The sequence below is a fragment of the Aliivibrio sifiae genome (assembly GCF_002954715.1).
GTDB lineage: Bacteria > Pseudomonadota > Gammaproteobacteria > Enterobacterales > Vibrionaceae > Aliivibrio > Aliivibrio sifiae.
The window spans coordinates 1,363,419-1,376,451 of record NZ_MSCP01000002.1 but is presented as its reverse complement, the minus strand read 5'-3'; the positions used below and the strand labels follow the sequence as shown (position 1 = coordinate 1,376,451).

Sequence of the window (13,033 nt, the reverse complement as noted above, 5' to 3'; positions counted from 1 at the left end):
AAATAGCAAAGTACCAAATAGAATTGGCACTTTGATTTTATGATATAAATTGGTTTATCAGTTACGCGGTTTCAGGTTTTGTATTGATGTTAGCTGGCATAGTTTCGTTCTGAACTTCTTTCTGCTCAATGTCAGTTTCATCTTCCGGTATATCTTTGAAACCAATAATTAACGTTAGAGCAAAGGAGAGGACGACAGAAAGCACCATTATCCCAAATACCCATACGATACTCATCGGATTATCAACATCGAAAAACTGTACACTGGTGAATAATCCTGGAGCAGCCATTGAATGACTAAATAATCCGGCCATTCCCGCCAAGGCACCACAAATGAACCCACTGATGACACTTGCAATTAATGGCGTCTTCAATCGAACCGCAACACCATAAAGTGCTGGCTCTGAAATGCCCGCTAAGATGGCAGACGCTGCAGCAGCTAATGAAGTTTGGCGTAATTCACTGTTTTTAGTTTTGTAAGCAACCGCAAGTGATGAACCACCAAGAGATAAGTTTGCGCCAATTTCTGATGGCATAACCATACCTTCACGACCTGTTTCTGCTATCGTTTGGATAATTGTGGGTGTAAATACTCGATGCATACCAGTAAGAACAAGCAGAGGCCAAATTGCACCCATAATCGCTACGGCTAACCAACCAAGTGTGTCATGAACGGTATAAACAATTGCTGAGATACCTGTACCAATCCAAATGCCAACAGGGCCAATCACAACAATAGCGATAGGTGCAGCAATAAGGACAATTAACATTGGTTTAAGGAAGTTTTTAGTTACCGCGGGGGTAATACTATCAACCCAACGTTCAATGTAAGAAAGCACCCATGTCATGCATAATACTGGGATAACCGTATAGGTGTATTTCACGGCAAGGACAGGAACGCCAAAGAAGGTTGCTTCGACCCCGTTTGCTGCTTGTGCCATTAGGTCAACAAAAGCAGGGTGAACAAGCACGCCCGCAATCGCAATGGCTAATGACATGTTAGTTTTAAATTTAATAGAGGCAGAAGCGGCAACCATAATTGGTAAGAAGAAGAAAGCACCGTCGCCTATGGTATTTAAAATAATAAGGGTTGAATCTGTTTTTTCAAATACTCCAGCCATTAGGAGGATCATGCCTAATAGTTTTACCATTGAGCCACCGATGATCGCAGGGATCAGTGGAGACATGGTACCAATTAAGGCATCTAAAATTTTTGCACCAATGACTTTTGGTGTCAGCTTTACTTTAGTCGTCTCGATATCTTCTTGACCACTTAAATTACAAAGCGCAGTCACTTCTTTAAATACGTAAGAGACAGTATTGCCAATAATTACTTGGCATTTATCACTGTTATGAACAACACCCATTACGCCTTTAATTGCTTTTAGGGAAGTAACATCAATCAAACTTTCGTCTTTTACAACAAAGCGTAATCGTGTCATACAGTGAGTTACTGCGATAACGTTGTGTGAACCACCGAGTTTTTCAACGACGGATTGTGCAGTAGCGCCATAATTCTTTGACATGCTTAACTCCAAGTTTACTTTCCATGTGTGAGAACAGACGAACGAATCATTGATTAAATAACCAACAGAGTACTCATCGCTCGCCTTGTTATTGTTTTGTTTTTGTCAAAATTTAATTATTTACGTCTTTTACTAGCTGAGTTAAACCTTTCCAATCACCGTTGTTGATCATGGCATTTGGCACCATCCATGTTCCACCACAAGCGACAACAGAGGGTAAAGCAAGATAATCAGAAACATTCGTTGGACTAATGCCGCCGGTTGGCATAAAGCTGACAGGATAAACTGCAGATAAAGCTTTTAGCATCGATAGGCCACCAGAAGGTTCCGCAGGAAAGAATTTGACGGTTTTTAATCCTAAAGACATTGCTTGTTCAACTAAGCTTGGATTATTAACTCCTGGGATAATAGGAATGTTTTTCTCTTGGCAGTAAGTCACTGTGGTTGGGTTCAAACCTGGACTGACAATGAAATCAGCACCCGCATCGATAGCGTCATCAACTTGTTGGGTTGTTAATACTGTACCTGCACCAATCAACAGTGTTGGGTATGCTTCTCTCATTAAACGAATAGATTCAACAGCAGCCTCGGTTCTGAAGGTTATTTCAGCACAAGGTAATCCATTTTCTATAAGTACTTTAGCGAGTGGAACTGCATTATTTTTATCTTCAATTGCGATAACTGGAACGATTTTGATTTCTTTTAATTGCTGTTCGATGGTTTGCATTTTTTATCCCTTAATTGGTCGAAGCTTGAAGAAAATAGTTTCACAAACCTCTAAGTTACGGGTAACATGTTACCAATAACATTTAGGAAATAAACTAAATTCTTCACGATGTTTGAAAAGTGAGATCTAGCTCAAAAAAACTTAGGGAGTAAAAATGTCAGGAAAAAGCATCATTATTATGGGTGTCTCAGGCTGTGGTAAAAGCACGATTGGTGAATTGCTGGCAACACGAATTTCAGCGAAATTTATCGATGGGGATGACTTACACCCAAAAGCGAATATTTTAAAAATGTCACGTGGTGAGCCATTGAGCGATGAAGATCGCTTGCCTTGGTTGGAGCGAGTACGTGATGCGGCATTTAGCATTGAAAGTAAAAACGAAACAGGTGTAATTGTTTGCTCATCATTGAAAAAAAGCTATCGCGATAAAATCCGAGAAGGGAATAAAAACGTCAGTTTTGTTTTTCTGGATGGAAGTATTGAGCTTATCTTACAAAGAATGTCTTTTCGCTCTGGTCATTTCATGAAAGAGAATATGGTAAAGAGTCAGTTTGATATTTTAGAGCGTCCAGTGAGTGAGAAAAGCGTTATTACCATAAATATTGATGCGACGCTGAATGACATTATTGAAAAAACAGTTTTAGAATTAGAAAGCCTTTCTCGCTTTAGCAACCTAAGTAATACACAACAAAATAAGGTAGTAGCATGACTCACTCAACCATCTTAGCGGTAACGAAACGAATCCAAGAACGAAGTGTTGATAGTCGTCAGGCTTTTTTGAATAAAATTGAAGAACAAGAAAAGGCGGGTAAAGGTCGAGCTCAAATGTCTTGTGGTAATTTAGCACATGCAGTTGCTTCTTCTTGTTCTAGTGAAAAATCGACGATATTGAATTTAACACACGCAAACGTTGCGATTATTACTGCATACAACGACATGCTAAGTGCACATCAAACATATAAAGACTATCCTGATCAAATTAAATCAGCACTAAATGAGCACGGTCATACCGCACAAATCGCGGGTGGCGTTCCTGCTATGTGTGATGGTGTGACGCAAGGTCAAGCAGGCATGGATATGTCTCTTTTCTCTCGTGATTTAATTGCTCAATCTACCGCGTTTTCGTTAAGCCATAATGTATTTGATGCGACATTACTGCTTGGGATTTGTGACAAGATAGCCCCGGGACAGTTAATAGGGGCACTAAGTTATGCTCATTTACCGACGGCATTTATTCCTGCAGGACCAATGTCTACTGGTATCACCAATGAAGAAAAAGTCGATGTTCGACAAAAATTTGTAGCGGGCAAAGTCGGGCAAGATGCGTTGCAGAAAATGGAATGTAATGCTTATCACTCTTCTGGAACTTGTACTTTTTATGGAACCGCAAATACAAATCAGCTTGTATTTGAAGCGATGGGGTTAATGTTGTCAGGTTCCGCTTTTGTTCATCCAGAATCGCCACTTCGTGCGGCATTAACTGATTATGCATCAGTACGTTTGGCATCAATGACTGCTGATACCCCATCGTATAGACCGTTAAAAAAGGTGTTTACAGAGAAGAGTTTAGTGAATGGCTTAATTGCATTATTAGCCTCTGGTGGCAGTACAAATCACAGCATTCATATGATTGCCATCGCTCGTGCAGCAGGTTTTATTTTAACGTGGGAAGATTTAAGCGACTTGTCTGATATTGTTCCACTTTTAGTGAAGATTTATCCAAACGGGCCAGCTGATATTAATGAATTTCAAGTCGCTGGCGGTGTTCCTGCACTAATGAAGCGTCTGCATGAAAGTGAATTACTGCATACTGATGTTACTCCAGCTTTTGGCGATTTCAATCAACAGCTAATGTCACCAACCTTGGTTGATGGGCAGCTTGAATGGTTCGATGTCATAGGCACTGCAAACCCTAATGTTATTGCATGTAGTGGCGAAGAGTTTCAAAGTACTGGTGGAACAAAAGTGCTACACGGTAATTTAGGTAGCGCAGTGATTAAAGTGTCTGCTGTGGCAAAAGAATACCGATTTATAGAAGCGCCAGCGAAAGTATTTACTTCACAACATGATGTGGAGACAGCGTACAAAAAAGGCCTGTTAAATCAAGATTGTATTATTGTCGTGACCCACAATGGACCCGCAGCGAATGGAATGCCTGAGCTACATAAGCTAATGCCTATTTTGGGAAATATTCAGAAAGACGGTTATAAAGTTGCCTTGGTTACTGATGGTCGATTATCTGGCGCGTCAGGCAAAATTCCAGCGGCTATCCATATTTCTCCTGAGGCCCTACGTGGTGGTGTGATTGGACTGATTCAAGAAGGAGATATTGTTCGTCTTGACAGTGAAAATGGAAAGTTAGATTTATTAACCTCGTATGAGGGGCGTCAACCTATGGTCATTGATACGGAAAAAGAGCAGGTCACGTGGGGACGAGATATGTTCAAAATTATGCGAGACAATGTTTCGAGTGCAGAAGAAGGCGCTTCATTCTTGTATTAATAGATTGGCTTAATATCTAAGGAGCAGGAATAAAGCGCAATAGAGAAAGCTGAAATTACAAGCTTTCTCCTTGTGTAATCGTAAAGCCCAGATCAAACACTTTTTGTTCTGGGCTTTTTCCTGCCAGAGAATCTAGCAGTAATTGTGCACTTTTCTCTCCAATAGCATATAAAGGCGTATCTACGCTGGTTAGTTTTGGTGACATTGCTTGGCCTATGTCTAATGAGTTATATCCAACGATACTAATTTGTTGTGGTACTGGGATTTTTCTTTCTTGGCAAGCCATGATTGTTCCGATAGCAATATCGTCATTAGTACAGAAGATCCCATCTACAGTAGGGTGCATGTTTAATGTTTGTTCAAGAAGTTTTTGACCTAAGGTAAAGCTTGAGTGAGCTTCGGTTAGGATGTGGATTGGCTCAAATCCAGCTTCTGTAATCGCTTTATCGTAACCATTCATACGTAGTTGTGTTCGGGTATCCAGTCGGGCACCAAAGTAGACGATGTGTTTTTTCCCTTTATTGAGCATAGATTTAATGACAGTATAAGCCGCTAATTCGTGATCTAATCCGACAGCAATATCAATTGGGTTTTCAGGTAATTCCATCGCTTCGATAATTGGTACGCCAGCGGTTTTTATCATTTGTAATGTACGCGGAGTATGCTCTGAACTGGTTAAAATAAGTCCATCTACCTGATAAGAAAGTAGGGCCGCTATCTTGTTTTCTTCAATATCTTTGCTGTAACTAAAGTGGGCAATTAAGGTTTCATAACCACAAGCATTGGTTACCGCTTCAATACCTTGTGTAAAATTAGCAAATACTTGGTTTGATAAAGAAGGTAGCAATACACCAATCGCTTTACTTGAGGCTTTTGAAAGCATTGCTGGGGCACGGTTTTGAATGTATCCAAGCTCTTCAACAACGGCTCTTATTTTGACTCGCGTTGGCTCTGCAACTGAACTAGGAGCTCGCATATAGCGGCTGACCGTCATTTTGGTGATGCCGATTCTGTCTGCAATATCTTGTAAAGTTGGGCGTGATTTTCTAATCTCAGTAGTCATAATAAGCCTTAGTTAATGTTACAGTAACATTATAGCTGAGGCTTTCTTTATGAATCAATGGTTTGTTTAGGTATAAACCGATGGGGTGATAACTGGTCGCCCCAATTTAGTAATTAACTTGGCCTCAAATTCTTCCATTTGTACTTTGCTGCATTTATCCCATGCCAAGGCTTCACCAATTACACCATGATGTTGAAAAGCATTTAAGCGGATAGTTACGTGCTCTGGCAGTGTTTTTAAATATTCACTAACAGCATCGATCTCACTCAATAAATCGGTTTTATTCGGAATATACAATAAACGAACTTCGTGTAATTTTCCGTATTGAGCCAATAAATTAATAGAGTGCAATACTCGGTGGTTTTCTCTGCCGACCAACCATAAATGTGTGTCATTTTGCCATGCTTTTAAATCAATCATTGTGCCATCAAGATAAGGTAAAACTTTGTTCCATCCTTGCTCTGATAAACTGCCATTGCTGTCAATAAAACAGGTAAGGTGACCTAATGATTCTTCTGATTTTATAGCTTTAAAGTATTCAATAATAAACGGCAATTGTAGGGTTGCTTCACCACCAGAAATAGTAACGCCACTTAAAAATGGAGCATGTTTTTTAGTAAATTCAAGCAGCTTTTCTACTGAGTAAGTCGTTATTTTAGGATTAGATTTACTTGGACAGACATCAATACATTTATCACATTGAGTACATAAGGCTTCATTCCAAATGACTTTTCTATTTGGAGAATCATTAAAGGCTAATGCTCCTGTTGGACAAGGCTCGACGCAATCACCACAATGATCGCAGTGGTTAATGGTGTGGGGGTTATGACAAGTTATACAATCGTAATTACAACCTTGTAAGAAGATCACAAGACGATTTCCAGGGCCATCGACACAAGAAAAGGTCAGTATTTTACTGACCAATCCTGTTTTGTCATAGTTGATGGTATTGCTCTGTTGAGTGATAGCGTCAACCATAATATTGTTAACTTATTCTGCGTACGTTGGTGTAATTTCTAACGCTGCAACACGAGGTTTTCGCTCTAAAATACCTGTGTTCTTAGCCGCTTCTGCACCTAAGAATGTGGTGTTAGTGCGAGAACCTTCATCATCAAATTTTGCAATGTCAGACAGTTTAATCATGTAACCTGTTACACGAACTAAATCATTTGATGCAACGTTTGCTGTAAATTCACGGTAGCCAGATTGAAGAGCCCCTTTCGCTAGATTAAACATCGCTTCTGGGTTTGATTTAACGGTTTCATCAATCGTTAAAATATCACTGATACCTGACGTGTAGTATTGGTGGTGCCCTGCGGTTGCTTGCACATAAGATACTGGATCAGGTTCGGTACCGTAAGGAATACGAACACCAGGAGTCACATCAAGATCTAAACTGATCCCACCTTGAGCATGAAGCAATGCTTTTTTGTGGTAGCCGTATTTAACATCCGTCGTTGCCACAATTTCAGAAAGTTGTTTCGAAATAGCGTGACCTAATAGGTTTGCAACTTCATCGTGTCCGTATTTTGCATCAATACCTTCTCTTTCCAGCAAAATATTAACCGCTTCAGCCATGCCGTAAATACCAAACATTGGTGCGAATCGATCTTCATTGATTAGACCTTCTTTTGTTAAGAAGCCTTCAAAGAAGTTAGATTTTTCATGTAAGAACTCGCTACGAGTATCCATTAAGCCAAACATTACTTTGCAGTAATATGGCAAAACGTTCTCAATAAAATCAGCTTTATTTTGTGCTTTTTTAGCCGCTTCTTTTAGGTTCATACGAACTAATGTGTTTGACCCACCAGTAAGCGGCAGAGAATTGTAGCAACTAACAATACCAAAGCCTGTATTGTTATACGCTTTTGCGTGCACAGGGTAGTTTGCAATGTGCGGTTTGCTGCATTCACAAATGTTTGATGCGGCTTGGCGAAGTAAATCGTCTGGTGTAACGTCAGCATCGTACATAAAGGTTAGATTCGGTGCGATTTGTTTTAATTCGGCATCAACGCGCAAGATAGTACGGCAAATGATGTTATCTGTTGGACCAATATTTACATGCATAAATGCATCAGGAAGGGTGCGATCAAGCATGATCCAGAAACGTTTTAGTTTTTGGTAAATCTCTTCATCACTAAGAGATCCAACAAAAGGCATAAGCACTGTATCAAGTTGGCCAAGGTAAACAGGGATAGAAGTAACCGAAGGAACGTGATGATAAATAATAGTCAGTAAATTTAATGCATCATCAAAGTCTTCAGCTGGGCTCAACTCTAGGAATTCAGAACCTTGAGTTAAAAACTTAGCATAATCTGGTAATACATAGCGTGGTTTAAATGGTGCATGACCTTCAAACATGTCACATAACACGCCATCTTTTAAAGCTTGTTGAGTTTCTGAGTCAATCTCCATATAAGGCAAGCTTGCTTCTGCCTCTAATGCTAAATACTGAGATTTTTGTTTTGGAGATAAGTTGGCATCGGTAATGATGCTATAGAAGCGTTCTTGACTCATGATAAAACCCTTTTTATTAGTATGGTTTTATTTTAAGTGATAAATCCACTTTCATTTAGTGAAATTAATAAGAAGACTTATTTCTATTTTGGAAATTAAAGGGTATTCAAATTTTAAATAAGGAATATTATTTTATGTAATGAGTTGGGGTTTCTCCAGTGTGTTGCTTAAAGAAATGAATAAACGCGCTGTCACTGGAGAACTCTAACGCGTGGGCGACAACAGAGACACTTTTTTTCTCTGATAATTGTTCAATCGCAGTGAGCAGTCGCCATTGTTGTCGCCACGCTTGGTAAGGCATCCCGGTTTCTTTTATGAATAACCGGCTAATGGTTTTGCTGCTTGCCCCTATATGCTTTGCCATTTCATTCAATGGTTGAGGTAATAGTGTTCTTTGTTTTACTTTTTCTAACCACAGTGCTAATCGTTTATCTTTGGGTAAAGGTAGTGTGAGTTCATTCTTTTCTGCGTAAAAAAGTTCTTCACAACATAAAGCCAAGGTATTTGCTTGCTCATTACTTGGTTTATCCCATTCCCAAAAAGCCATTCGTTCGATCAATTCCTTTAATAATGGTGTGACGCTAAAAATACTCAGTTCTGTTGGTAAATTATCGATAGCGAGAGGATCAAAATAAAGAGAGCGATAGGCAACGACATTGGTCATGGTAGCGCAATGTTCAATCCCCGCAGGTATCCAAGCTATTTTGGTTGGAGGTAAAACACAATGTTGCCCATCAAGAGTAATACTCATACAACCATGAGGTGCAAACAGCAGTTGTGCACGGTTGTGAATATGCATGCCTGAATCGTGTTTACCAATTTGGGCTGCAATGCCAACAAAAGAGTAAGGCATGTCATCAACATAAAAGGGGGTGTTTCCATCAATCAACATGGTTTGTCCTTATTTTGATGTTTGCTGTTCTAATGTTGGTATTTGAACACAAATCAATTCCATATACTTCTCTTATTCCAATTTTAGAAGAAAAGAATATGAATAAAAAACGCCACATGGGATTACTCATCATACTATTGATGTTCCCTCAAATTGTTGAAACCATTTACAGCCCTGTATTACCTCACCTCGTCGATTATTTTGATGTATCAATGGCAAGCGCCAGTCAAACCTTGTCTATCTATTTTATGGCTTTTGCTGTGGGTGTTGTTATCTGGGGGCGAGTCGCTGATGTGATTGGACGCCGAAAAGCGATGTTATGTGGTTTGTTTATTTATGGTATTGGTTGCTTGCTGGCTATTACTGCTGTTGATTTTAATATGGTGTTGGTTGCACGTATTATCTCTGCTTTTGGTGCTGCTGTTGGATCTGTTATCGGTCAGACAATATTACGTGATAGCTATGAGGGCAAAGAGTTAGGAAAAGTTTTTTCAGTAGCGGTTGTTGCGGTATCGATTAGTCCTGTTGTAGGTTTAATGCTGGGAGGATTTATTGCAGAGTATTTCGGCCATTTGATTGTGTTTAGCTTGTTATTTGTTATGGCTATTACATTATTAGCAGTATCTGTTGTGTTATTACCAGAAACAAAACCCAACCATCTGCAACCTGTCAGTTTTATGAGTATTTTTAATGCGATGTTAAAAGATGGTGCTATTTGGAAAAGTGCGATTTTGGTTGCTTGCTTTAATGTCATGATGTTTAGCTACTACTCTTTAGCACCATTTATGTTTAATCAGCTTGGATTAAGTTCAATAGAATTTGGTTACAGTGGTGTGGTGCTGGCTGTAGCTTCTATTTTTGGTAGCACATTGAATAAGCGATTGTTAGAAAAAGAGTGGTGTTCGCAACGATTAATTCAGGTTGCTGTTGTATTTAGTATGATAGGTTCAGCTCAGGTGTATTTATATCAAGATAGTCTTTGGTTTTTGGTTGGAATGGCAAGCGTGGTCGCCGGATTTGGTATGGCAATTCCTAATATATTTAGCACCGCACTCGTTAATTATAAACACCAAGTAGGAACAGCGGGCGCAGTTCTAGGGTTGTTGTATTATTGCTTAATTGGCGGTGGGCTGGCTCTTGCTGGGGTTATTGGAGATTTAGGATTCGTACTAATCGCAATGTCTTTATTAGCAGGAGCTATGCTGTTACCTAGAGAATAAAGAGTTTATGAATAAAAAGAGAGGTGTTAATCGCCTCTCTTCTTATTCATTTGGCTACTTTATTTTGCCAATTCGTAGTTTGCTTTCATTTCTTCTGGAGCAATGCCGTATTCATAATCAGCAAGGTAACCGTCTTTGTAGACTGTCATTCCTTTATCGTCCCAGCTCACTTTAATGGTCGCAGTTTTACCATCGTCACTGCCCATCAGTGTTAACATTTCGTCATCTATTTTGATGGCTTTAATGCTTTTGATTCGTTTAAAGGATGCGAACTCTGTTGAGGTAGGAAGAACACCATAAGTGACTTTCCATACGTCTTGAGGTACTAACCATTCGTTATAGACATCATCGACAACCGCGGTTGGCATTCTAGCGACAACAACCTCTTTGATCATCGTATTGCTTGTTTCTAGGTGATAACCGCCTTTGCCATCAGACACATAAGTAGGAAACTGTTTGCCTAGTTCAGCGGTTTTTGGTAATCGGCCTAAGGTTGGTGAGCTTTTTACAAACAGCTGAGCAGATTCAAATTTCGTCATGATCTCTGGGATCTTCTGAAATTCAACAGGGGCAGAAAAAGCCGAAAAAGAAGCAAATAGAGTAGAAATAACTAATGTGTTAACGCTAAATTTCATTATGAACTCAATTATCAATAAGGATTAATTTCGCGAGAATATAACGTATTTTGTTGTAATAAACAGGGACGGTGTTAACAATACCGCAATAAAAAGTCCTTATTACTAAAAGTGAATAAGGACTTTATGTTAAGCCAATAGACGGTGCTATTTTATTATTTTAATTAGGCAATGCTATTAATATGAATGTTCACCTAATACTTTTCCGTTTACGGTTTTACCATAGTAGCCTTGGTGGTTATGGTATTTTTCTTGGTTTGCTTTTAAATCACCTTTAAAGCGGGGATCTTGAGGGCGCTCATGGCTGTTCATGAAGGCTGCAACATCCCATGCTTCTTGTTTGGTGATCTGAATACTTTTCCCAAGTGGCATGTTTTCATAAATAAAGAAGGCGGCAGTATTTACACGGTGCATGCCTGCCCCCCAGTTAAATGAGTCCTTGCCCCATAATGGTGGGAAAGATTGCACGCCGTGATCTCTAATGCCTTCGCCATTGGCACCATGACAGCTTGCACACGTAGTGTTGTAAACGATCTCGCCACGCTCAATAGAAGGCGCTTGCTCTGGTTTATCTAACTTAGGAAAACTACGTCCAGCGAGAGATCCACGTTTACCTGCGGGTAAATCTTTCATCATCTCAATAGGTAGGATAAACGACTCATCGTTGCCTCCTAATTGAACGGCAGCATCTGACAATTCAGGGATTGGCGTGTTCTGCATATTGTATTTGTCTAATAACCCCCCCATAGCTAACCAATAAGAATAGGCACTTAATGCGACTAATTCAGGAGAGTCTTGAGGTGGCGGAGTTCCGTTCATTGAATAAGTGAAACACCCTTGAATACGCTCTGCATACGTGTTTACTTTGTCATTTTTTGAACGATAAGCGGGGTAGGCCATAAAGGCTCCCCAAAGTGGCGCTGAATCCGCTTTCATGCCCGCTTGCATATGGCAGTTTACGCAATTCTGTTGGTTATTAACGTATTTGCCTTGCAAGGTTTGCGTGTTTACAAATAGAGAATAACCTTGTTTAACTTTGTCACCAAAAGGGGTGTTCGGAATTGTACTGAAATCACGTGGAACTAAGTGATCCGACTTTTCTGTTTTGGGATGAGCTGGCAGCTCTGCTTGTTTGTCTGGTAACTCTGTCGTTGCTAATACTGAGTGTGAAAATAAAGTTGCGGCTGCCAGAGTGATTATGGTTTTATTCATCGTATGTTCCTTATTTCACAGTGGCAAAATAGTGCGATAATTGCGAGATCTCAGTATCTGTGAGTTGTCGTGCGATACTGCCCATCACGTCATTGTGATCACCTGATCGGGTTTTGTTTTTCCACGCTTTTAATTGTTCTTCAAGGTAATCAGGATGTTGATTTGCTAAGCGAGGAAAATCTTGTACCCCAATGCCACTGGCACCGTGACAAGTAGAGCAGGCTGGAATATTGCGATTCCAATCGCCTTGGTAAACGAGTTTACGAGCAGGGCCGGTAATAATGACATGGTCACCGCGGTGTTCTGGATTTTTAATTTCAGGAGCAGATAAAGAGGCGAAATAGTTAATGGCTTCAGCTTTCTTTTGTGGATCCGCAATGAGGCTTGCCATTGGTGTCATTAGAGGATCGTTGCGTTCACCTGCAATGAATAAATCGATTTGATGCGTTAGATAGTCGGCGTTTTTACCTGCAATCATCGGTGCCATGTTAGGTAATCCCATTCCAGTAGGCATATGACAACTGGTACACACGGTTGCTGCGGGTGGGATTGGCGCAGGTGCTGCAAAGGCTGAACTGGTAGATAGAAGTAACACTCCTAACCCTAAGCTGCTTTGAATTATTTTGGGTAATGACATATTTGCTCCACAAAAATTACTTTATTTTTTAGGGATCTTTTCTTTTTATTATCAATAGTATTTATAGACTTGGGTATTGTGGTTTTCCACATTTATTATCAAG

The 13,033-nt window shown here is 39.8% G+C and carries 12 protein-coding genes; 3 read left to right on the top strand and 9 right to left on the bottom strand.

Going from position 1 to position 13,033, the window contains the following annotated elements; all coding sequences use genetic code 11:
- Positions 1-61 precede the first annotated feature (61 nt).
- Complete coding sequence (gene ascF, locus BTO23_RS17290) at positions 62-1,525, bottom strand: PTS cellobiose/arbutin/salicin transporter subunit IIBC (RefSeq protein ID WP_061029104.1); 1,464 nt, start codon at positions 1,523-1,525, stop codon at positions 62-64.
- Positions 1,526-1,637: 112 nt separating this feature from the next.
- Entirely contained in the window at positions 1,638-2,252 is a 615-nt protein-coding gene (locus BTO23_RS17285) for a bifunctional 4-hydroxy-2-oxoglutarate aldolase/2-dehydro-3-deoxy-phosphogluconate aldolase (protein WP_060993255.1), read from the bottom strand.
- A gap of 154 nt (positions 2,253-2,406) precedes the next feature.
- On the opposite strand from BTO23_RS17285, the gene BTO23_RS17280 reads away from it, so the two are divergent.
- The gene (locus BTO23_RS17280) at positions 2,407-2,961 is read left to right on the top strand and encodes a gluconokinase (RefSeq protein WP_060993256.1); all 555 of its coding nucleotides are present in this window, start codon (positions 2,407-2,409) and stop codon (positions 2,959-2,961) included.
- A complete protein-coding gene (gene edd / locus BTO23_RS17275) occupies positions 2,958-4,754 on the top strand; it encodes a phosphogluconate dehydratase (RefSeq protein WP_105064139.1) in 1,797 nt (598 codons plus the stop codon). Before BTO23_RS17280 ends, edd begins: the two co-directional genes overlap by 4 nt.
- Positions 4,755-4,809: 55 nt before the next feature.
- Here edd and BTO23_RS17270 read toward each other — a convergent pair whose 3' ends face one another.
- From BTO23_RS17270 to BTO23_RS17255, 4 genes are all read right to left on the bottom strand, one after another.
- The gene (locus BTO23_RS17270) at positions 4,810-5,817 is read right to left on the bottom strand and encodes a substrate-binding domain-containing protein (RefSeq protein ID WP_105064138.1); all 1,008 of its coding nucleotides are present in this window, start codon (positions 5,815-5,817) and stop codon (positions 4,810-4,812) included.
- Between the two features lie 66 nt (positions 5,818-5,883).
- A complete protein-coding gene (locus BTO23_RS17265; protein ID WP_105064137.1) occupies positions 5,884-6,795 on the bottom strand; it encodes a YjjW family glycine radical enzyme activase in 912 nt (303 codons plus the stop codon).
- A gap of 12 nt (positions 6,796-6,807) precedes the next feature.
- Complete coding sequence (locus BTO23_RS17260) at positions 6,808-8,334, bottom strand: YjjI family glycine radical enzyme (RefSeq protein WP_105064136.1); 1,527 nt, start codon at positions 8,332-8,334, stop codon at positions 6,808-6,810.
- A 127-nt stretch (positions 8,335-8,461) separates the two neighbouring features.
- Positions 8,462-9,226 carry an AraC family transcriptional regulator gene (locus tag BTO23_RS17255; RefSeq protein ID WP_105064135.1) on the bottom strand — a complete coding sequence of 255 codons (765 nt, stop codon included), beginning with the start codon at positions 9,224-9,226 and terminating at the stop codon, positions 8,462-8,464.
- Positions 9,227-9,324: 98 nt separating this feature from the next.
- Here BTO23_RS17255 and BTO23_RS17250 point away from each other — a divergent pair, with 98 nt between their 5' ends.
- Positions 9,325-10,446, top strand: coding sequence for a multidrug effflux MFS transporter (locus BTO23_RS17250; protein WP_146107805.1), 1,122 nt, complete (start codon positions 9,325-9,327; stop codon positions 10,444-10,446).
- A 59-nt stretch (positions 10,447-10,505) separates the two neighbouring features.
- Here the strand turns inward: BTO23_RS17250 and BTO23_RS17245 are convergent, their stop codons facing one another.
- From BTO23_RS17245 to BTO23_RS17235, 3 genes are all read right to left on the bottom strand, one after another.
- On the bottom strand, positions 10,506-11,081 hold the full coding sequence (locus BTO23_RS17245) for a hypothetical protein (protein ID WP_060993262.1): 576 nt from the start codon (positions 11,079-11,081) through the stop codon (positions 10,506-10,508).
- Positions 11,082-11,258: 177 nt separating this feature from the next.
- Positions 11,259-12,293, bottom strand: coding sequence for a c-type cytochrome (locus BTO23_RS17240; RefSeq protein ID WP_105064134.1), 1,035 nt, complete (start codon positions 12,291-12,293; stop codon positions 11,259-11,261).
- A gap of 10 nt (positions 12,294-12,303) precedes the next feature.
- Positions 12,304-12,930 carry a c-type cytochrome gene (locus tag BTO23_RS17235; RefSeq protein WP_105064133.1) on the bottom strand — a complete coding sequence of 209 codons (627 nt, stop codon included), beginning with the start codon at positions 12,928-12,930 and terminating at the stop codon, positions 12,304-12,306.
- Positions 12,931-13,033: the final 103 nt, after the last annotated feature.